Source organism: Nostoc sp. KVJ3, assembly GCF_026127265.1.
GTDB lineage: Bacteria > Cyanobacteriota > Cyanobacteriia > Cyanobacteriales > Nostocaceae > Nostoc.
The window spans coordinates 112,848-134,753 of sequence record NZ_WWFG01000006.1 but is presented as its reverse complement, the minus strand read 5'-3'; the positions used below and the strand labels follow the sequence as shown (position 1 = coordinate 134,753).

The 21,906-nt window shown below is 41.5% G+C and carries 18 protein-coding genes and 3 pseudogenes; 12 read left to right on the top strand and 9 right to left on the bottom strand.

Annotated elements, in window-relative coordinates:
- Positions 1-13: 13 nt before the first annotated feature.
- From GTQ43_RS36360 to GTQ43_RS36345, 4 genes and pseudogenes are all read left to right on the top strand, one after another.
- The gene (locus GTQ43_RS36360; RefSeq protein ID WP_265277548.1) at positions 14-364 is read left to right on the top strand and encodes a four helix bundle protein; all 351 of its coding nucleotides are present in this window, start codon (positions 14-16) and stop codon (positions 362-364) included.
- 107 nt (positions 365-471) lie between these two features.
- Positions 472-1,593: pseudogene (locus GTQ43_RS36355) on the top strand (ISAs1 family transposase); the annotation flags it as partial.
- A 36-nt stretch (positions 1,594-1,629) separates the two neighbouring features.
- Positions 1,630-1,824, top strand: coding sequence for a hypothetical protein (locus GTQ43_RS36350; protein WP_265277546.1), 195 nt, complete (start codon positions 1,630-1,632; stop codon positions 1,822-1,824).
- A 283-nt stretch (positions 1,825-2,107) separates the two neighbouring features.
- Complete coding sequence (locus tag GTQ43_RS36345) at positions 2,108-2,461, top strand: hypothetical protein (RefSeq protein WP_265276673.1); 354 nt, start codon at positions 2,108-2,110, stop codon at positions 2,459-2,461.
- A 158-nt stretch (positions 2,462-2,619) separates the two neighbouring features.
- On the opposite strand, the gene GTQ43_RS36340 is transcribed toward GTQ43_RS36345, so the two are convergent.
- From GTQ43_RS36340 to GTQ43_RS36330, 3 genes and pseudogenes are all read right to left on the bottom strand, one after another.
- Complete coding sequence (locus tag GTQ43_RS36340) at positions 2,620-3,060, bottom strand: hypothetical protein (protein ID WP_265277545.1); 441 nt, start codon at positions 3,058-3,060, stop codon at positions 2,620-2,622.
- A gap of 265 nt (positions 3,061-3,325) precedes the next feature.
- Positions 3,326-4,375, bottom strand: a complete 1,050-nt coding sequence (locus GTQ43_RS36335) for an HlyD family secretion protein (protein WP_265277544.1) — start codon at positions 4,373-4,375, stop codon at positions 3,326-3,328.
- 33 nt (positions 4,376-4,408) lie between these two features.
- Positions 4,409-5,355, bottom strand: a pseudogene (locus tag GTQ43_RS36330) (zinc-binding dehydrogenase).
- A 343-nt stretch (positions 5,356-5,698) separates the two neighbouring features.
- Between GTQ43_RS36330 and GTQ43_RS36325 the strand changes: the two are divergent.
- Both GTQ43_RS36325 and GTQ43_RS36320 read left to right on the top strand, forming a co-directional pair.
- Positions 5,699-6,910 (top strand): right-handed parallel beta-helix repeat-containing protein, encoded by a 1,212-nt coding sequence (locus tag GTQ43_RS36325; protein WP_265277543.1) that lies wholly within the window; start codon positions 5,699-5,701, stop codon positions 6,908-6,910.
- A gap of 176 nt (positions 6,911-7,086) precedes the next feature.
- Entirely contained in the window at positions 7,087-8,061 is a 975-nt protein-coding gene (locus GTQ43_RS36320; protein ID WP_265277542.1) for a hypothetical protein, read from the top strand.
- Positions 8,062-8,122: 61 nt separating this feature from the next.
- Here the strand turns inward: GTQ43_RS36320 and GTQ43_RS36315 are convergent, their stop codons facing one another.
- Together GTQ43_RS36315 and GTQ43_RS36310 are read right to left on the bottom strand one after the other, a co-directional pair.
- A complete protein-coding gene (locus GTQ43_RS36315; RefSeq protein WP_265277541.1) occupies positions 8,123-8,635 on the bottom strand; it encodes a hypothetical protein in 513 nt (170 codons plus the stop codon).
- A 59-nt stretch (positions 8,636-8,694) separates the two neighbouring features.
- A complete protein-coding gene (locus GTQ43_RS36310; protein ID WP_265277540.1) occupies positions 8,695-9,273 on the bottom strand; it encodes a TetR/AcrR family transcriptional regulator in 579 nt (192 codons plus the stop codon).
- A gap of 125 nt (positions 9,274-9,398) precedes the next feature.
- On the opposite strand from GTQ43_RS36310, the gene GTQ43_RS36305 reads away from it, so the two are divergent.
- A complete protein-coding gene (locus GTQ43_RS36305; RefSeq protein ID WP_265277539.1) occupies positions 9,399-10,739 on the top strand; it encodes a cytochrome P450 in 1,341 nt (446 codons plus the stop codon).
- Between the two features lie 171 nt (positions 10,740-10,910).
- Here GTQ43_RS36305 and GTQ43_RS36300 read toward each other — a convergent pair whose 3' ends face one another.
- Together GTQ43_RS36300 and GTQ43_RS36295 are read right to left on the bottom strand one after the other, a co-directional pair.
- Positions 10,911-11,591, bottom strand: a complete 681-nt coding sequence (locus GTQ43_RS36300; RefSeq protein WP_265276660.1) for a glutathione S-transferase family protein — start codon at positions 11,589-11,591, stop codon at positions 10,911-10,913.
- A 253-nt stretch (positions 11,592-11,844) separates the two neighbouring features.
- Positions 11,845-13,149, bottom strand: coding sequence for an FAD-dependent oxidoreductase (locus GTQ43_RS36295; RefSeq protein WP_265277538.1), 1,305 nt, complete (start codon positions 13,147-13,149; stop codon positions 11,845-11,847).
- Between the two features lie 262 nt (positions 13,150-13,411).
- On the opposite strand from GTQ43_RS36295, the gene GTQ43_RS36290 reads away from it, so the two are divergent.
- Positions 13,412-14,809 carry an AAA-like domain-containing protein gene (locus tag GTQ43_RS36290; RefSeq protein ID WP_265277537.1) on the top strand — a complete coding sequence of 466 codons (1,398 nt, stop codon included), beginning with the start codon at positions 13,412-13,414 and terminating at the stop codon, positions 14,807-14,809.
- 7 nt (positions 14,810-14,816) lie between these two features.
- Complete coding sequence (locus GTQ43_RS36285) at positions 14,817-17,438, top strand: AAA-like domain-containing protein (RefSeq protein ID WP_265277536.1); 2,622 nt, start codon at positions 14,817-14,819, stop codon at positions 17,436-17,438.
- 229 nt (positions 17,439-17,667) lie between these two features.
- Here the strand turns inward: GTQ43_RS36285 and GTQ43_RS36280 are convergent, their stop codons facing one another.
- Together GTQ43_RS36280 and GTQ43_RS36275 are read right to left on the bottom strand one after the other, a co-directional pair.
- Positions 17,668-18,597 carry a DUF6615 family protein gene (locus GTQ43_RS36280; RefSeq protein WP_265277535.1) on the bottom strand — a complete coding sequence of 310 codons (930 nt, stop codon included), beginning with the start codon at positions 18,595-18,597 and terminating at the stop codon, positions 17,668-17,670.
- Entirely contained in the window at positions 18,590-19,480 is an 891-nt protein-coding gene (locus tag GTQ43_RS36275; RefSeq protein ID WP_265277534.1) for a hypothetical protein, read from the bottom strand. Before GTQ43_RS36275 ends, GTQ43_RS36280 begins: the two co-directional genes overlap by 8 nt.
- Positions 19,481-19,556: 76 nt before the next feature.
- On the opposite strand from GTQ43_RS36275, the pseudogene GTQ43_RS36270 reads away from it, so the two are divergent.
- The 3 genes and pseudogenes from GTQ43_RS36270 to GTQ43_RS36260 all read left to right on the top strand — a co-directional run bounded on the left by GTQ43_RS36270 (position 19,557) and on the right by GTQ43_RS36260 (position 21,902).
- A pseudogene (locus tag GTQ43_RS36270) lies at positions 19,557-20,668 on the top strand (IS630 family transposase).
- 195 nt (positions 20,669-20,863) lie between these two features.
- Positions 20,864-21,196 (top strand): hypothetical protein, encoded by a 333-nt coding sequence (locus GTQ43_RS36265; RefSeq protein ID WP_265277533.1) that lies wholly within the window; start codon positions 20,864-20,866, stop codon positions 21,194-21,196.
- A 286-nt stretch (positions 21,197-21,482) separates the two neighbouring features.
- Complete coding sequence (locus GTQ43_RS36260; RefSeq protein ID WP_265277532.1) at positions 21,483-21,902, top strand: hypothetical protein; 420 nt, start codon at positions 21,483-21,485, stop codon at positions 21,900-21,902.
- Positions 21,903-21,906 lie beyond the last annotated feature (4 nt).

Below are 21,906 nucleotides of genomic sequence, written 5' to 3'. Positions count from 1 at the left end.
TACACTTGATAATATGAGTTATAGAAATCAGTTTATCTGGCAAAGGGCGGTTAAACTTGCTATCAATTGTTATAAATTTACCCGCCTATTTCCTCAGTCCGAATTGTATGGTTTAACCAGCCAAATTCGACGTTCTTCTGTATCTGTAGCATCTAATATAGCAGAAGGCTATGGAAGGCGCTCAAAACCTGAATACATACAGTTTTTACATATTGCATTAGGCTCTTTGAGAGAACTTGATACCCAATTAATCATTGCAAAAGTTGTAGATTTAGCTGACAAAAACCTTTTCACTCCCCTATTGAATGAGGTCGAGGAAATGCAAAGTATATTAGTTGCTAGCTTAAACAAACTCAAAGCTTGAATTTATTACTTCTACCCTTCCGACTTCTGCCTCCTGCCTTCTGCCCTCTGCCTTCCCCCAACCGAGATCACCAAAAGTTGCCAAGAACCAAAATATGGTTCAAATCACAAGTAGAGCGGACGAAGAAACATCAATTCACAGATATCTTAGTCATCGCAATTTTAGCAATCATAGCTGGAGCACAAGGGTGGGAAGACATCGAGAATTATGGCATCAGCAAGCAAACATGGTTAGAAGAGTTTCTGGCATTACCAAATGGTATTCCCTCAGATGATACATTTCGACGAGTGTTTGAGTTGATCGACCCAGAAGCATTAAATCGATGTTTCTTGAGATGGGTAGAAACCCTAATCACAAACATGGGAGGAGAAATTATCCCCATAGATGGAAAGACAATTAGGGGTTCTTATGACCGCAATCAAGGTCAAAGCGCACTCCACCTTATAAGTGCCTGGGCGAGTGAGCACAGTTTAGTGTTGGCACAAGTGAAAGTAGAAGATAAATCCAATGAAATCACCGCCATTCCAGCACTGTTAGAAATGCTAGACATCTCTGGCTGTATCATCACCATTGATGCAATGGGAACACAAACCGAAATTGCCAAACAGATTATCGCCAAAAAAGCTGATTATGTCCTGGCACTGAAAGCCAACCATCCCATGCTCTATTCTCAAGTCAAAGAATGGTTTGACAAAGCGCAAGCAGAGCAATTTTCGGGGATTAATGTTAGTTATGACAAACGGATTGAAAAAGCACATCATCGCACGGAAATTCGTGAAGTTTGGACTGTACCCATTGCGGCTATCGGTGAGCTTTATCAACCCAAATTATGGGCAGGTTTGCAATCTCTAGTTATGGTTGTCCGTGTTCGTCATCTTTGGAATAAAACTACTCGTGAGGTTCAGTTTTATCTCACTTCTTTAAACAGTGATGCTCAAATTATCGGTCGGGCTATCCGAAAACACTGGGGCATTGAAAACGAGGCTCACTGGACTCTCGACTGTACTTTTGCAGAAGACGCTTGTCGCATTCGTTCTTTCCACAGTCCCCAAAATTTTGCTCTTTTACGACGCTTCGCTCTCAATGCTCTTAACCGTGAACAGACCTACAAACGTAGTCTTCGTCAAAAAATGAAACGCACCGCTATGGATAACAATTATATGATTCAGGTTCTCAGTTGTTTCATTGACAATACTTTAGATTCTTCTGATTCCTTGTGTCAAGCCTGATTGAGATGCTCTTACCCTGTCCCAACACCTTTGGGGATGCAGATAAATTATCACAGAGTTTACCGCACAGTAGCAGATATTGACTATCAGCAAGAATTACTCAATTCCCTGTTAACGACACCCGCACCAATTGCTGCTGCGGTGGTTGTTGGTCATGCCCCTGAAGCAACAGCAGAACCCAAGGTAGTCAGTCTCAAGACTATCAGTAAGAACTTCTGGCGGCATTTGTAAATTAGCTTGTCGTCAAGTATTGCAGCCTATTTACTACAGCGATGCAGATTGATTAAGTGTATCCCCCAGCCCATACCGCCGCACTGGGGGATATTTCTAACTGACTTTCAGCTTAATTGCTTGTTTGTCCTCTGGGTTTTTTCGTATGACATCGCTTGACCATTAGAATATCTTTTCTGAATGTGGAAATTTTATGTAAATTTAACCACATTCACCTGACAAAAGTTTACAATATAATTACTTAAACTAATCTAGCTACAACCAACAGGCTTTGGTTTGATCTATGACTGATAACAAACAAAGTGTCTCTCAACTCACTCAACAAAAGCCAAGACGTGTTTTGGTTGTAGCGCCAAGTGAACTAGCTATCCATCATCGTCACAGGCAATCCTTTCAAACACCGCCTAATTTAAGCAATTGCATTTTCAAAGTCATCGCTAAATTGTCCATCGTCAGCGCTATGTTGTTTGGCATCAGTGCATTGGGCTATTGGGGACTAGAAATCGTTGAAGCTAACACAATCCCGACAATAGAAGATAGATATGATTGGCAAACCCAAAAACATATTTGTTTCGGTTGGATGCTAATTACTTTTTCTAGCTTTCTTGGGAGTGCTTCTTTTGGTAACGAGTTTTAATAATCAGATTGATCAGCCAGGGCGTTGCATAAATGCGGGATGAATTGACGGTTGTAACCATTGAAAGTCGTGAAAAATTGGGCGAAATCATCCCCTAATTCAGCAACACCAAGACAGAAGTCAGCTCACATCAAAGTATAAGATGAATACAAGTGTTATTAATGAGGTGGATCTACTACGATTACAGTCGCTGTGCCATTGAGGAGACTGTAAAAATCGTTGTTTTTATTCGGAGCAAGGAAGTTATCTATAATTCCCACAGCCGTGATTTTGGCACTATTCTGGATCAAGTTGTTAGGCAAAATCAGTGTAAATTTTGTCAGAGTGTCAACTCCATTTGCAGTTGTGACAGTTAGTTGTATACCGATGCCCGAATTTACGATTGTAATTTTATTCGGTGGGTAAACAACACCATTGTAGGTCAAAGAACCATTTGTTATGTATGTAATTCCTTCTTTCGGGAATTGGTAAGAAATTACTACAGAACTTGGCGATGGACTGACAGTTTGGGCAATTACTGGTGGTGTCAAAATCCCTACTGGCACAGCTAAAGTCAATCCAATCCTAATCATGAAACAGCAAAAGTTATTTATCTTCATATTTGACTCCTCTTATGTTTAGCAATTAACTATTAACTTCGACTTCCTCACATTCTCATCAAGTCTTACTTTGACTTCATCTCTTTGGAATTACCAGACTCTACTTAGAAATATACTTAAAATTAATAAACAAAATTGATAAATTTTGGTTAATTATCGATTAAGAAAGGCTTTATCCCTCCTCCGCAAACACCATACACTGCTAACCACCAAGTTTGCTCTACGGCTGTTGTAACAACACAGTCCATTGCCTATTAGTAACAATTTATTTAATTTCAACTTTTACAATTGCTGACATTCCCGGATGAAATCGGGATTCATAACCTTGAATACTTGACCCATCAAACACAATCTTGACGGGAATTTCATGTAGCGAATTACTCGTCAGATTATCTTCTGGCATAAAAGCGATACTATCTACCTTGCCTTGAAATTGGCGATTAGCAAAGGCTAAGACTGTAATTTTCACCTTTCGTCCTGGCTGTATCTTTTCTAACTCCATTTCTGGAAAATAAGCAATGATCCAAGGATGTGGTTGCATTATTGATAAGAGAGTTTGCCCTGGAATCACCTGCTGTCCTACAAGGACATTTTTATTCCCAACTATTCCTCCAACAGCAGTTGCAATGTTAGTGTAGTTTAACTCCAGTTCCGCTTTTTTTACCTCTATCTGCTTTTGAGTGAAATTAGTCAGTGCTATCTTATATTGTTGCTCATTTAGTTTCTTTTGCTGATTGAGGACTTGTGCTTGTAAAGTTCTTTTTTTAATTAAAGCTTGTTGTTCTATTTGAGCATTTTTATTTTTAGGGACTGCCTGTGATTGGGGAATATCAACCACAATTTTGGAAATCTTTTCCCGTGCCAATCCTGCTTGCTGTTTAGCTAATTCTAGAGATGTTTTTGCCTGAGCCAGAGATAATTGATAATTGCTTTTATCAAGTTTCAATAGTACCATGCCCGGAGATACCATTTGATTCTCATTAAACCCAATTTCAGTGACTGTTCCTGCTACACGAGTCGTCACAGGGTTGATATCTGCGGTGACATGAGCATTATCAGTTTCTAAATATCTTTGTCTATCAAGCCATTCCGGGTAAGCATAACTGACTAAATAAATTGTCAGTCCACCCAATAATAATCCCGACCCTGTAAGTAGTAGCAGATATCGAATCCAAGAAAGTGATAATTTTGACTTCAGAGTATTATTCGATTCAGTAGAAGTCTTGGTTGCCTCCTGCTGCGACGATACAGAAGTTTTTTCTGATGGTGATATTGTAACTTTTTGGGACTGTTGTAAAAAATTTTTAAGTTTCATCTTGGAATGTTTTACAAAAAAACAGTAGATTGATTAAGTCGAAACGTATAAAACAGCTTTCCCAGGAAAACGTCTGTCAAGCAGTTGTTGAGCTAAATCTCCAATCTCTGTCCAAGAAGCTTCTACATCAATATGAGGACGTAACTGACCTGCTTCAATAAGCTTTAAAAGCCGTTTCAGTCCCACCGCCGCTGATTCGCGTTGAAGTTCGTGGAACAGAAGCAGAGCATAGAGGCTAGCACCCGCAGTTGCGTAAAACTGCGAAGCATCGAATGTTACTTCCGAGCCCCCTGAAGTTCCAAATAGCACTGTTACACCATCCGGTGCGAGTAATTTCAGGGCTGTTGATAAGGTACTACCTCCCACTGATTCTAATATCAGATGATATGGCCCATATTCAATTGCGGGTAATAAGTCTTCCCCAATTACTACTGATTGCGCCCCCGCTTCTTTTACTATAGATTCATAACCCGCTTGACGAATGTAACCCACAACTTGCGCTCCACTCAATCGCGCCAACTGGATAGCAAAGTTCCCAACACCACCCGATGCCCCCGTAATTAGAATTGAGCGACCCAACAGCGAACCACCTTTTAGTAGAGCATGGTAAGCAGTTAGACCTGCTACAGGTAATGTTGCCGCTTGAGCAAATGATACTGACTCCGGCAGTTCTGCTAAAGCATTCGTCGTCACCGATACCAGTTCCCCCAAGCGCCGGAACGCACCAATCCTACCACACGTGAACCTTTTGCTGGCCCAGAGCCATCGGTAGCAGGAGTTTCAACTGTACCAGCCAAATCCCAACCAGGTCGCCAACCAGCATCCGCATTCATTGAACGTCTTACTTCTCCCCGGTTGAGAGAAACTGCTGCAACTCTCACGAGTGCTTCATTGGGTGCGGCTATCGGTGCATCTACCTCCCCAAGTGCTAAACGCCCTGGCACATTTGGGTCAACAATCACAGCACGGATTTTGCTCACAGTGAAAATGTCCTCAGTTTACTTAGAGTTTTAGTTAATCTTCCGCTATTCGCGGTCTTTAATAAATACATCTGTGTATATAGATAGACCTTGGATAGCTACATATTTTCCTTAAGAAGGATATCAAACATGGAACTACCACACTTTGCGCCATCTGCACCGACATTGATGCTGAAATGCCGCAGCTTCTAAATGGGGGTATGCGTAAAAGTTCATCTCTTTGAAGAAACTAATACCTAAATACTCCGTAAGAAGTAGAATAAATATTCTTTAGTCGTAGTACTATCATGACAAAGATTCAGCGCAATTTTTATACACCTGAATCCAAATCGGAGTAGTACTAATGGCTACATTTAGCGTTACTAATACCAACAATAGTGGTGCTGGTTCACTGCGGCAGGGAATTCTAGATGCTAATGCCCTGTCAGGAAAAGACATCATCAATTTTGGTGGACTGTTTAATGACGGACTTGCTCATACCATCAGTTTGACTGCTAGTGGTCTAAGTATCACAGATGACCTTACCATTCAAGGTACAAATCCCAACTTACTAACTATTAGTGATAATAGTGCGACACGTGTCTTTGATATTGCTAGTGGTGTAACTGCTGCAATCAACGGGTTGACTATTACCAATAGTTACAAAGGTACAGCAGGGGGCGGTGCTATCTCCAATGAAGGTGTCCTGACCTTGAACAATACCATCATCGCTGGTAACACTGTAACCAATAACATAATACTCAATGGACAACTATTTGGCGGCGAGGGCGGCGGCATTTACAACTCTGGCAACCTTACACTCAACCACAGTACTATCAGTGGCAACAATGTAAACACCGTCGCTAACAGTAATAATGATCTATCTACCAGCGAGGGCGGCGGCATTTACAACTCTGGCAACCTTACACTCAACCACAGCACTATCAGTGGCAACAATGTAATTTATAGCATTCAGATTCAAATAAGCGACGGCGGCGGCATTTATAACTCTGGCAACCTGACAGTGCAAAACAGCACCATTACTGACAACACTGCAACATCATCTAACTTTCAAGTAGCATTAGGTCTGGGCGAGGGCGGCGGCATTTACAACGCTGGCAAGCTGACAGTGCAAAACAGCACCATTACTGACAATTCGGCAGATAACGGCGGCGGTATCATTATAGAAGCACAATCTGTCGGCTCCAAATTAAGCGCCCTTCTGGAAAATAGCACCATTACTGACAATACTGCAACTTATAACGGCGGTGCCATCTTTAACTCAGGCAACGCTATAACCACAGTAAATCATAGCACTATTAGTGGCAACACAGCAGGCACAGGAGGCGGCATTGACAACGAGGCTGGACGCGTGACGCTGAACTATAGTGCCATCATTGGCAACACCGCAGGCGGGGGAGGCGGTGGCATCAATAGCGCGAACGATTACTCCCCCACTTCATCACCATGCGTGACGCTGAACTATAGTGCCATCATTGGCAACACCGCAGGCGGGGAGGCGGTGGCATCAATAGCGCGAGCGATTACTCCTCCACTTCATCACCATTTAACATAACCGTCAACAATAGTATTATCAGTGATAACCATGCCGGGGTCGGTGGTGGAATCGCTGACAGTGACTTCGGTAATGGAATTTATGATCCCACCGGCGCCATAAATGGCAATGCCGAGACTTTTATTCCTACTCTTGGTGTAGCTGTAACTAACAGCATCATTAGTGGCAATTCGGCAGTGACAGATGGCGGCGGCATCTATACTTCTCCCAACAACGGTGAGAATAATGTTGCCCCTGACACTATAAGCGTGAGTAACAGCATCATTAGTGGCAATTCGTCAGGGGAAGACGGCGGCGGTATCTATGATTTTAGTATTATAAACCTGAGCAATAGCATCATTAGTGGCAACACAGCAAAAAGCGGCGGCGGTGGCATCTATAACGGAGGTTTTACCTACCCAGGTTACAAATCACCTGATTCTATAGCTTATGGCAATGTTACGGTTATTAAGAGTATTATCAGTGACAATTCTGCATCTACTGGAGGTGGCATCTACAATTATGGCACTCTATCTGTGAGTTACAGCAGTATCAGTCATAACTCTGCCACAAACTACGGTGGTGGGATCTACAACTCTAGCTTTAACGAGTTCTCCGTCTCCAACCCTGACTTTAACGAGTTCTCCGTCTCCAACCCTGACTTGAACGAGGTGATCAGCAGGTACAATACATTCGGTATCGTTAATGTGAGTCATAGCAATATTAATGGCAATAAGGCAGGGACGGCTGGCGGTGGCATCTACAATGATGCTGATCAAGACTTTGGTAAGACAATGTACTTCCTTAAAGGCAGTGATTATGACGTTCTTATTACATACGATGGCTTAGGAATCGTTAAGGTGAGTGATAGTACTATTAGTGACAATCAGGCACACTTAGGCGGTGGCATCTACAATAATGCAACCTTAACAGTGGGCAACAGCATTATCAAGCACAATAAAGCTTTCGCAATCGAACTTATTTCTGGCAAAAAACAGTCTGGTGAAGGTGGCGGCATTTACAATAACTCTACTTACTATGCCACTGCCACACTGAACTACAGCACCATCGCTTGTAACTTTGACACTCCACAAGAAGATTCAACTAAGTTTATCAAGGTCGATAATCTTGTAGGTAATTTCATCAAGAAAGGTTCATTGGTCAAAGTTTAAAACCATATTCTTTTTGTGACATCTCCGACACTGTAACCGCTTTAGTTCAGTATCGGAGATGTCAAACCAATTCGCAATTAGCAAGTCGCAATGGGTTGCGCCCCGCTACGATAACGCAATTATTACCAATCCCCCACTGCGGAAACTTCACCAGCAGTTCCTTGATCGCAATCTGGAAAGCCGGATCATCATTCCAGCATTCCTGCAAGAAGTCGAAGCCCGGATTCTGAAGAGAATTCGCTGCGACTTTCAATTTCTGCATACACTCAGGTCGTACATTTGACCTAGCTACAATTGCCTCATGTGACCATTTTTCAGCACTGGGGACAGGCGTGGCAGAACTTTCACCCTCATGATCCGCTTTGACTTCTGCACCTGAAACTTCGTTTTCTCCTGGCAAGAAAGCAGATTGACCCTGTTCTACAAGCCCCTGAGTTTGATTAGCGATCGCTTTCTTGTCAGAAAATTCATTTTGAGCGATGGGCGCGGCGGAACAAGTACCTGCTCTACAAGACGCTGCGCGAAGATGACAGCCTTTCACCTTTTCACCAGTGGCTTGATTTTTTCCTGACAACGTTCGCGCAGCGTCTCGTAGAGAAGCTGATTGACTCTGTTCTACTTGGCATCATCGTGCTACTTGATTAAAAGATGTATTGCACGACTAACATATACTTGCCAAGGCTCAGTCTGAGGTTGAAAAATTTGTGCATAAAGCATAATTCCACTCATCATATCAAAAACTAAACTAGGATCTAAATCTGCGTGAACTTCATTTCTGACTTTTGCTCGTTCAATTACAACAGCAAAAGCTTGCCGTCGAGGTTGCAGATATTTTGTCCAATAAATTTCAGCAAATTGAGGACTAGTTGAGGCACTACTGATAATCATGGCAACAGTCTGCCGTCCCAAAGGACTAAGTGTAACTTGCGCGGCATTCTCAATCAGAGCATCAATATCATCCCAAAGATGACCAGTATCAGGGATAATAACTTCTTCTCTAAAACTTTCTATTGCCGATGCAATCAGTTCTTCTTTACCTTTGTAGCGTCGGTAAATAGTGGGTTTACTAACCCCTGCACGGACTGCAATTGCGTCAATACTTGTACGTTCATATCCTACTTCTGATAGTAGTTCCAAGCTTGCTTGTAGAATGGCTTGATGAGATTGAAGGTTACGAGGTCGTCCTGGCAGATTTTTCGCGGGTTTATTCATGCAATTATCATCTCAAGGCATCGGTATTTAAACAACTTGCAAACAGTTATTGAGTTGACTTCTCTTATATTTTACGATACCGTATCGTAAATATAACTTCTATTCACTCAAAAGTGAGAAAAAACATGACTAGCTTTTCAAGCGGACGAACACTGCCATTACCCCCTGGTCGCTTCGGTTTGCCCATCATTGGCGAATCTATTAGTTATTTGCAAGAGCCAGCACGTTTTATTGGGCAGCGACAAAAGCAATATGGAGCAGTCTTCAAAACCCATCTATTTGGTCGCCCAACGATTGTCTTAATTGGGGCAGATGCCACACGTTTCCTATTCACTAATGAAAGTCAGCGATTTGAGATGACTAATACTACAAGTTTTGAGGTGCTACTAGGAGCCAACTCAATTGGAGTCAAGACAGGTACTACTCACCAAAAACTTCGTAAACACTTGTTCAAGTCCTTTGAGCCAAGAGCGTTAGCTGATTATGCCAAAACAATGGAACAGTTGACCCATCGTTATCTGCATAAATGGGAAGAGATGAAAACTTTCACTTGGTATCCTGAACTGAAAAAATACACACTTGATATTGCCTGTAGGTTGTTTATAGGTGTTGATAATGCCGCAAATGAGAACTTGGAAAAAATTTACGAGGCTTGGAGTAATGGATTATTATCTATTCCGATTCAATTTCCTCTAAGCAAGTTTGCTCGTGCAGTTCGTGCGCGAGAGCAGCTTCTTGTGCAATTTGATCAGTTAATTGTTCAACGTCAAAAACAACCTATTGCCCATCGAGATGTTTTAGGAATTCTATTACTTGCACAAGATGAGGAAGGGAATCGTCTGAGCATTGAGGACGTGAAAGATAACGTGTTAGCAATGCTTGTTGCTGGACACGAAACTTTAACATCAGCACTAACTTCCTTATGTTTATTGTTAGCTCAACATCCACAGGTGTGGCAAACAGCACGTCTGGAACAAGCGAAAATTGGACACGCACAACTGCTGACACCAGAATGTCTTAAGCAAATGACCTATCTAGAGCTTGTGCTAAAGGAAGTCCTACGAATACTGCCTCCAGTCGTTCGTAGCGGTTCGCGTAAAGTACTTAAGGAAAGTGAGTTTGCTGGATACCGTATCCCCCAAGGCTGGGACGTATTTTACCAAATTCAGGAAACTCATCAAGACGAGAATGTTTACGCTCAATCTCAACAATTTGACCCACAACGTTTTGCATCTGAATCCATTCAAGACAAACAAAGGGTTGGAAGCTATATTCCTTTTGGTGGTGGAATTCGAGAATGTTTAGGTAAAGAGTTTGCTCGGTTAGAAATGAAACTGTTTGCCGTATTATTGATCCGTGACTATGAATGGGAAATACTTCCTGGACAAAATCTAGAACGCTTAGTACTACCATTTTCTCGTCCAAGGGATGGTTTGAAAGTCAAGTTTTGGAGGCGCTACAGCTAACAACATGAAAACGTTGCAAGAACTTAAAGCCCTGATTCTATCCTGAACTGCCTGCCACTTTGAGTTTTTCCATACCCACAAGTTCACATTTGACAAAGCTACAATCGCCTCATCTGACGATTTTTCTTTCTTCCTTCCTTTTAGTACAGGCAGGTCGGATTTTGTGTCTTCTTATAAGTTATTTTTAGAGACTTGTTGCTGGGCGATAGCAACCTTGTGTCGTGTCTTAACTACTTCCAACGCCTCTAAACTAGGCTGAGTTATAATCCATGCAGCACGTTTCATTAAACGTTCACACCAAATATTCAATTTGGGATAGTCATCCAAGGATACACTCATACTAGATAACTGAGGGATCACAGTCCCCGCAACTACTTCTGCTAAAGTCAGGTGTTCCCCAGCAAAATAAAGATTATCACCAAGTAGACTTTCTAAGAAAGTTAGCACTGTTGATACTTTATCCAATGCAATCTTAATTTTTTCTGGCTCCTTTATAGGTAAACCTAAAAAAATAGAGAAAAGTGGAGCGATGGCAGTCATTAACTCATTAACAGTAATCATTGCTACCATTCTTACACTTGCTATCACCTGGGCATCACTGGGCATCAGGGCTGGTATGGGATATTTTGCCTCTAAGTAATCTAGGATCGCCAGGGATTCTACAATTCTGAAGTCATCATCTACTACTAGAACTGGAACGTGATGAAAAGGGTTTATTTCTATGAACTCTGGGCTGAATTGTTCCCCATCCAGTTTGACTTCTACCAATTCAAACTCCAGCCCTTTTTCCAATAACGCAATCCATACACGACGAGAGTTTGGAGACGTGGGAGAATGATAAAGTTTCAGCATGGAAATAACTTTTTATATTGTGCAGGACTTGGTAAATCAACTTATTTACTGTACATTCAGACCATTACAATCGCTACCCCTCCCAATTAAACAACACCCCATCAACAATCGCAATTCCCCACTGGGGAAACTTCGCCAGTAACTTCTTGATCACAAGCTGCTTTCGCAGGGTCATCATTCCAACACTCCTGCAAAAAGTCAAACCCCGGATTCTACCCCGAATTACCCGCAACTTTGAGAAGTATGTCAACTCTTAAAAGAAGCGTTCCACTAAATAAGCCGCATATTCCATACAATAAGGTACACTCACCCCAGCAGTCATTTCATTAGCAAAGTAGGTGTTTTGATTACCCTGCAACATCTCTAATCGTTGATAAATACCATCCTTGAGGTCTTCGGCTGAAAAATGAGAGAACCACTTCCAAATTAGGGGTTGCCCCATAGGTGTCACTTGAGTACCTCCAAGCTTTTTGACACAATCGGCTACGTTGCTTTCCAACTCTTCAACAGTTGTCGTTTCATCCATGAATGGATAAAAATTGTAGATTTTACTGCCTGGATCAACCTCGTAGATAGCTAATGGATAACTAGTTGGTAAAGGCTGATTTAAAGTATTTCTGATTACGTAGAAAATGTTTGCAGGTAAACCCTCTACTTTACAGGTAATAACTGCTCTTTTAATGGTACGTACCCTAGAAAAAATCTCTGCTTCTTCAAGAGAAGCATCAGCTACGCCAAGAAAGTCATCTACAGGAGCAGTCCAAATTAAATGCTCGAATTCCCATTGATTTGAGGCAGTCTTGACCAAAATTGTTTGACCGCGAGAAACACGCTCAATAGTTTGTCCTAGACACAAGTTATGGGAGGCCGCTAAACGATTCCATAATTCTTGATTCCCTTCTTGCAATTGAGGCATATTCAGAACCAATTTTTTCAGGAAATTGCAACGGTTAAATAATGCCAGTAGCCGAATCACATAAGCAGTAGAAGCTTCTTGTTCCAGATGTCCAAATTGTGCCGCATTCGCAATCGGCATTAAAGCATCTCGAATAAAATCCAAACCCTGTTTGTTAAACCACTGAGGCGAGGATTCATTCATACCTCGGTAAGCAGGATTGATATAGCCTGGATCTGAATACCGAGTATACTTGTCTAATTCTTGGAAAAATTTCCTCAACTGCCAGAGTCGGTCCAATAAAGAATGTTTGGACTCCACTAAAAACGGACTAGTAACTTTGCCAGTAGCTAAGTCAAATATTTGCACCCGTGGCATCACATGAAGCGATGGAGAAATCCCATACCTTTTTCTATATTTTTTGTACAAGGGGCTGGGTAAGATCCAAACAGTTCCACCCTCGTAAATACCACGGGTTTGAAGACTTGGGTCTGCATACTTAATTGAATATGTTTTACCACCTACGCGGTTTTTGGCATCAATGATGGTGATATTTTTATATCCAAGATCACGTAATTCTTCGGCAGCCGTTAAACCAGTACATCCAGCACCAACGATACCAATACGGATTGAAGGTTCATAGGTTAAACGATTAATTCGCATAAATTTGAATTTCAGTCCCATTTAATTGTACTAACTTTATGTTCAGCCCTTCGAGGTTCAAGATAGTGCGATGACCTGCGATCGCCAACGCCATCCGATAAATCCCAACTGAGTGCAGAGTATTTTGCTACTTATAATCAACTAGAAGCTCTGCCAGAACGAAAAGCTCAGAAATTAATTGTAGAGAAAGATAGCAGTATTGCTGACTTACAAAGCTGGTAACATTGAAAACAGACCTGCTTAAAACTGCCAAAACTAACCCATGCCCGATTCAGAAGACCCAAAGCAAGTCTCCAGTAGTGACTTACGCAATGACCAGTTTGGCGGTGGGTTGATTAACGGTGGCACAGTAAACACTGGGCGAATTAGCGGTGATAACAACATTCACCTTGGGCAGCAGACGGCGGTATCAGGTAATTCAGTCCAATCACAGAATCAACGGCAGCGATCGCTCTCTGAAAGAGATTCACTCGAAAAAGCTTACACCCTTCAAAGCCAGAAAGTTGCAAATCTACGAACAGCGTTGGTTATTGAAACTGATGTATCCCGCAAGTTTCAATACGAACACCAGCTTCAGGCAGAGGAACGCACCCTGAAAGAGCTTGGTGACAAGTTGGATGAAATTGAACAACAGTTGCAAGTGGCTGAGAACTCTGGACTAGGGGTAGACACAAGTATATATATTGAACGACCACCAATTGAGGACAAATGCTATAAAGCAATTGTGCAACCAGGGGCATTGATTCGTCTCAAAGCCCCGCAGAGAATGGGTAAAACATTACTGCTGGAGAAAACCCTAGACTATGCAAGACACCAAGGTTATCAAACCGCAAAATTAGATTTACAACTGGCTGATATTGATATTTTGGCTAACTTAAAAACGTTTCTACAATGGTTGTGTATTGATGTTGCTGACAGCCTGGAGCTAGAACCGCAATTAGATAAACACTGGCAAGAAGTTTTTGGGCTGAATAAAAACTGTACTCGTTATTTTCAAAAATATTTATTATCGGTTACTGATACTCCCCTAATTTTAGCTATAGATAACTTTGAGAGACTGTTTGATTATCCAGATATTTTCCCCCAATTCTGCTTGTTACTGCGTGGGTGGTATGAAGCTGCTAAACAGGGAGACAAGATTGGTAATATTTGGAAAAAACTGCGGTTAGTAGTAGTTCATTCAACTGAATCTTACCCTTCCTTAGACAGTAATCATTCCCCGTTTAATGTGGGATTGGCGATTGACTTACCCGAATTTAATCTGCAACAAGTAACAACCCTCGCCAAACAGAATGCGTTAAGCCTGGGAGAACAGGACTTAAGCGGGTTGATGGAGTTGCTAGGGGGACATCCTTATTTGGTACAATCTGCGATTGCCCATCTCAAAAGCCAGCAAGTGACCTTAGAAGAATTGTTAAGACTTGCACCAACAGAGCAAGGAATCTTCAGCGACCACTTGCGGCAACAACTGTGGCATTTACAACATAATCCCCAGCTTAAGATAGGGTATAAAAAAGTAGTGATCACGAATGCACCTGTGAGATTAGAGACTGAAGTTGCGTTTAAATTGCATAGCTTGGGGTTAGTAAAACTTGTTAGTAATGATTGCGTTCCTGGTTGTGATTTGTATCGTCAGTATTTCTCAACTCGTTTGGAGTAGGTAAATCATGGTTGAACAATACATATTTTCTGGAAGTCTACCTGAAAATGCCAGTACCTACGTCATACGAGAAGCTGATGCACAGTTATATGAAGGACTGAAGGAGGGAAAGTTTTGTTACGTACTAAATTCGCGCCAAAGTGGAAAGTCCAGCTTGCGTGTGCGAACCATGCAGCGATTGAGAGATGATGGCATACAGTGTGCAGCCGTTGACCTTTCTGCTGGAGGTATTCAGAATGTCCCTCCCGAACAATGGTATGCAGACTTAATTGACACGCTCATTGACAGTTTTGGATTAGATTTAGATTTTGGTGATTGGTGGGAGGCGAATCAGTTAAATTCGCTAGTCACAAGATTTCGCAAGTTTTTGGAAGAAGTATTACTTGTTGAAGTTCGAGAAAACATCGTTATCTTTCTTGATGAAATTGATAGCGTACTCAGTCTGAATTTTCCCACAGATGACTTTTTTGCATTGATTCGCGCTTGTTATAACAAGCGTGTTGATAACCCTGAATATAATCGCCTAACTTTTTGTTTATTAGGTGTAGCATCACCGAGTAATTTGATTGCAGATAAACAGCGTACTCCGTTTAATATTGGTAAGGCTATCTCGCTCAAGGGTTTCCAATTGCATGAGGCTAAACCATTAGAAAAGGGTTTGCATGGGAAGTTTAATAATCCCCAAGCAGTAATGCAAGAAATCTTGCAGTGGACGGGAGGACAACCATTTTTGACTCAAAAACTGTGTCAATTCATGGTTGAAGAATCTGAGCAAGATAACCCTCGTTCAGTAGAGCAAGTTGTTAGGTTACGGATTATTGAAAATTGGGAATCACTTGATGAGCCTGAGCATCTACGAACTATTCAAGCCAGAATTTTACGCGATGAACAACGGGCAGGGTATTTACTAGAACTGTACCAACAAGTCCGACTGGCTGAAGAACAATCCGAGGTAACAGCAGATGATACTTTAGAACAAAGTGAGCTACAGCTTTCAGGTTTAGTTGTTAGACAGCAAGGGAAGCTGAGAATCTATAACCAAATTTATCAAGAAATATTTAACTACAGTTGGATTGAAACTCAATTAGATAATCTACGTCCTTATTCTGAAAACTTTCGCTTTTGGGTAGTTTCTGGAGGAACTGATGAATCACGGTTGCTCCGAGGGAAGGCATTAGAAGAAGCTGAAGAATGGGCAATAGAGAAAAACTTAAGTTATCAGGATAAACAGTTTTTAGCAGCTAGTAAAGAAAAGGAAATTCAGCAGGAGATTGCTGTTAAGGAACAAGAGGCTGCTTTGGAACGAGAAAGGAAGGACAAGGAGGCACTAGAGGCGAGAAACCAATTGCTCAGTGAGGCGAATAAAAAGGACAGGGAGGCAGCAGAGCAAAGAAATCAATTACTCAGTGAGGCTAATCAAAAATCTCAACGACGAATTCGTACTGGAATTGTGATTTTTGCCGTAACAGTTCTAGGAGCGTTAGGTGTAGGAATATTATTAACAAATCAGGTTAATAACGCTAAAAAGCAACTCAATGAAACTAAAGAAGAAATTGAGGCTGTTCAGAAATTAAATAAACTAGCTGGTGAATTAGAAACAAAAAGCAAATCTAGCTCTGAAGAAATTCCCTTTGATTCCAATGAAGCTTTAAGGCTATCTGCCTTATCTTTTAATATTGATAATCATGAACTTAAAGAAGCATTAGTATTTGCTGCTATTTCGCAAGCAGATCAACAGCTTAAAAAGCTGACAGAAGCCGACCAAGAAATTAACCAAAGTCAGAGTTTTTTGTCGAAAACTAATGAGCAGACTAAGAATTCTAGCCAAGGGTTACAAATCCAAGTACTATTTAATGGATATCAAGGTAGCTTATTAGCTCAGGAAAAACAAACTCAAAAAGCCATAGATTCTTACCACACAGCATTTAATCTTTTAAAGAAGTATCCACATGAGACTGATTTTACTAAAAATAATCAGTTAATCACAGGCGAAAATATTGAACTAGTTCATCGAGATTTAATTAAGCTACTATCCCAAAATAGCGCAGAATCACAATTTAAAAAACAGGTTAAAGCATCTCTTACCAAACATTTATATGCCCAACTTGAATATTTTTTGAAATCAAAAAAATGGAAAGACGCTGATAAGCAAACATCCAGACTTCTGCTCAATATTGCTCAAAGACAAAAAGAAAAGTTTTTAAATATCAACTATATTAATAGTTTTTCTTGTCCAGACCTGCAAAGAATAGACCAGCTTTGGGTCAAAAACTCAAATAAACGTTTTGGCTTTAGTGTACAAAAAGAAATATGGAAACACATTGGGAATAGGCTAGGTATCGAACAGCTTGAGATTTGGACTAAGAAAGATTATGAAAATTATCTTCGGTTTGCCACAGCAGTTGGATGGTACATTGCTGACAAAAAAGCTAGGGACAATAATTTGGCAGGACTTAGACGAAGGTTTTTAGAGGATGATAAAATTTTCAATAGTAAAAAAGATAACCCTTACTATGGTACACGTAGTGGAAGCCGACCAAGGTATGAGTTGCTGTTGTATTTTCCAGAGGGAGATACCGATTACTTTGTGGGTGTATCGATTCTTTTTCTCTCACGTTGCATCTTCTGAACTGTAACATATAAGGCTTTTTTTATTTATAAACAATTATCACAGCCTCATTTTCCGCGCAACAATCAGCATTTCATAAGTCTGATACCTGGTACTGATGGCTGATAGCAATTCGCCTGAATAAATTTAGCTGCTACCTCATGCACCTCAGTACTCTCCGTCACCCTTTGCTTGTCCCAAGGTAAACTCATCTATCTGTCCAGGCTATATAAGCATTCAAAAATTGAGGCTACTGTTCTAAAACAGTTGTAATATCACCTTGAAGAACTACATAATCTGGTGGTGTCTCACTCCACAAATCATTTATAAGTTCACGAGTAATTCCATGTCCACTCTGTAAAGCACTAATTAAAGATCGTATACGTGGTGGAAGTTGTCGCTTAGTATTTATTTTAGGTAAGTCTGAAATATTTTCACGAAAATCTCTTTCTTCTGGAACCTCAAATAACCTCTGTCGTAAAGCTTGTGCAAATCCACAGGCACGAGTAGCTATGCCCTGTAATTCATCTGAATAAATTCCAGGACAACAAGCAACGCAATGCCACGGGACTGAAATTGGTAGTAAATCTTTGACGGAATGTCGCTTCCTTTGATGCAGTAACAGCGTATTCAAAGCATCGGCAAGTGTACATCCCCAAAGTTCGCTTCTATTACCAAAGCTATGACAAAACCAGTTCGGGCTTTGTGTGCCTGGAATCCAATAGTTATAAAAACAGTAGAGCGGTGTTACCTGATAATGAATAGCGTAGTTGAGCAAACGTTGAATTTGGGGATAACCATTAGTATCAGATTGATTGATAGAGTAAATCAGATTACGCAAAAGAACTTTTGCTTGAACAACAGTACCAAAAAAAGAATTTTGCTGGATAAACCACCATTCCCAATCGGCTCCAGTAATCGCATTTTCCTTCTTTGTTGTGAAATCAAACACTAGAAAACGATTTGAGTTGAATTGATAAAGTTCTTGAAGATTGAGTGCAGTAATTCCATCTTCTCGAAGGTGAACCGATGTATTGTGATTATTCTTGACAAGTGACCAAGTACGAGCAGCTTGTAGTTGAAAAGTACTACATAAACTATCAAAAACAGGGGCTGTGATATTTTGCATATAGTGAGGTAAGGTGCGTTTCCCCTGGTTCCCATAAATATTGCTACTCACTACACTTTACCAGCACCCCATCGGCACAAACAATCCCCCAGTGCGGAAACTTCGCCAGCAGCTTCTTGATCACTATTCCCAGCGCCGGATCATCATTCCAGCACTCTTGCAAAAAGTCAAAACCCGGATTCTGCCCCGAATTCGCCGCAACTTTGAGTTTCTGCATACGTGCTGGTCGTACATTCGCCCTTGCAAGAATCGCCTCATGCGACCATTTTTCAGGATTTAGCACAAGTGCGACGGAACTTTCACCCTCATAAACTGCTTTGACTCCTACACCCGAAACCGAGTTTTCAGCCATCAACGAAGCGGGATTACTTTGTTCTACTTGCCCCTGAGTTTGATTAGCGATCGCTGAATTTAAACGAAATTCATTTTGAGCGACGGAAGCGGTGGAACAAGTACCTTCATGACAGTCTTTCGGTTCATCACCACAATCGTGGTTTTCAGCCAACAACAAAGCGGGATTATTCTGTGCATCATCCACAAGCGCCAGCGATGTACAGTCATTCGCCGTAGGCGAGTCTTCCTCATTCTCTGACACGCCTTGAACAGACTGAGGCGACGCGCCCCCCAAGGGCGCGTGAGCCGTCTCCTCCTCATGCGGATTTCGTCTAAGCGTGTCAGAGATACATCTCACCAACTCATCAAATGAGTTGGTGAGATGTTCCTGAGTAGTTCGTGAGGGTTTACAGAACCCTTGCTCTGACTGATTTTGACCTGAAATAGACGCTTCATACAAAGCACCCATTTCTTCAGAGCCAGCATTCATTTCTGTATTTTCAGTATTTGATTCTTGTTTTTGAGAATTTGGTTCTTGTTTTTCAGAATTGGCTTTCTCCCAAAATTCCTTCATCCGGCTACCATGCAAATTCTTCACCATCCAGCTAGTAGTCTGCCAAGCAAAATTTGCTAAGTAATACCTGTAATTGGTAAACTAGCCAAAAACAGGGAATAATATGGCAAAGAAGTACATCGTTGACTTGAGTGAAGATGAAGTTTCTCAACTGCAATCAATAATAAAGAAAGGTAAGCACAAGGCAAGAACTATAACCCGTGCAAATATTCTTTTGATGGCTGCTGAAGATGAAACAGACTCAGCGATCGCTGATAGAGTTAGAGTTCATGTTGCAACAGTACAACGGATACGAGAAAAATTTGTCATTGGTGGATTAGATTTTGCGTTAAAGGATGAACCACATCCACCAAAACCTCAAAAATTAGATGAAAAGCAAGAAGCATTTTTGATTGCAACGGCTTGTTCTAATCCGCCAGAAGGGAGAGTGCGTTGGACAATGCAATTATTAGCAGCTCATTTAGTGAACGTTGGGATCATAGATTCAATCTCAGATGAAACAGTACGTCAGACTTTAAAAAAAATGAAATTAAACCTTGGTTGAAAGAACAATGGTGTATCCCTGAAGTAAATGCGGAATATGTTTTCCGAATGGAAGATGTACTGGATTTGTACAATGAGCCTTATGATCCTAAACGCCCTGTAGTCTGCTTTGATGAGCGTCCATATCAATTAGTAGAAGAAGTTAGACAGCCTTTGCCACCAGAGCCGGAGCAACCTGAACGTTATGATTTCGAGTATAAACGTAACGGGACAGTAAATTTATTTGCATGTTTTCAACCCTTGGCGGGCTGGCGGCATATCGAAGTTACAGAACGTCGAACTAAAGCCGATTTTGCTAAACAGATGAAAAATTTAGTAGATGTTTGCTACCAAGAAGCTGATATTATTCGTTTGGTAGTTGATAATCTGAATATTCATACCCCCAGTGCATTATACGAAGTTTTTCCACCAGAAGAAGCACGTCGAATTATTCAAAAATTAGAGTTTCACTATACTCCTAAACACGCTTCTTGGCTGAATCAAGTAGAAATTGAATTATCTGTTTTATCTCGCCAATGTTTAGAACGGCGTATTCCTAATGCAGAAACATTAACTTCTGAAATTGCCGCTTGGTAGAAAAAACGTAATCAGCAAAAAGCCAGCGTATATTGGGGTTTCCAAACCAAAGATGCTCGCCGAAAAATGCAGCGTTTATATCCGAATCTAACCTAGCAAAGTTGGCTTGGCAGACTACTAGCCCAAGCAGAACTATACAGCCACCTCGAATCCCAAGCCGAAGCTGTAGCCCCAACCCAAGATTTTCTCACCAGCAGAGATCGCCGCATTATTGGTGAGATTATCGAGGTCGAACCCGAATCCGTTCGCACGATCTGGATTGAAGGCGGAATCACAGTATGGATTCAGTTCGTGGAAGGCGGACGACTACCATTTGATCGAGACTGGTTCGCTACAAGAGTTGCAGAAGTAAAAGCGACCTTGCCAGAAACACCGAGAGAACGGAACGAACGATTGAGCGATGAATTAGAAAAAGCTTGCACTGTTTTCGGTCTGTACCACGGGGAGATAGATTGGCTCTCGTTCAGCACCAAACTCTACCGAGACGGGCATTTGGTTGGCTTCGTCGGGTGCAATCAACAAGGGTGGTACGCTCGACCAAGACAGTACGGGGTAAATCGGGTTGCTGGCAGTGCCAAAGATGTGATTGGGCAGTTGGGAGTCCGAGCAGCAGTAGCAGCGTAAGTTGCTGAAGGTAGAAAAGGCGATTGCTGCCCCAAGCAAGTGCAATCGCCTCCAAAGCTCAATCGCTGCTTTAGAAATAATAATCATGACACAGAGTGCAGCAAGTAACCTCTTACTTCAAGTAAGTGACTGTCAAGAAAATATTCTCCTACCTGCTACAGATGCGAATGCAGAACTGTAAGAAATCCCTAGTACTGGAAGTGAGAAAGGCGATTGCAGTTCAAGAGAAAAGCAATCGCCGTTCAACCGAAATTTAGACAATCGAAATCATCATGGCACATGAAATATGATTACCACACTTTCTGTTCAAGAAGCCCAGTCAGATGATCCAACAGAGAAAATACTTCTAGCTCCAACTGACCCCAATGCAGAGGTAACACAAATCACTGGATACAAGCTGGTTTACATTGACGGAGCTTGCCCCAGAACTTATCGAGTATACAAAGCTAATTCAATGATTGGGGTAATATTTCAACACCTCACACACTGGTCAAATGCTGTAGATAAAATTCGATACGCCAAATCGGTGGATGCAGCAGTTGGACTTGATGACTTCATAAAGGTGACGAGGATATCAACAACGGCTACAGAACAACCGCCCACGGAAGAAGAGTTATTGGATAAAGAATTCGATGCGCTGACAACTGAGGAGTGGGAGCGTCTGAAAAGATACGTTCCAGAAACTAGAGATTTGGTTGCAGCGTAAGGAA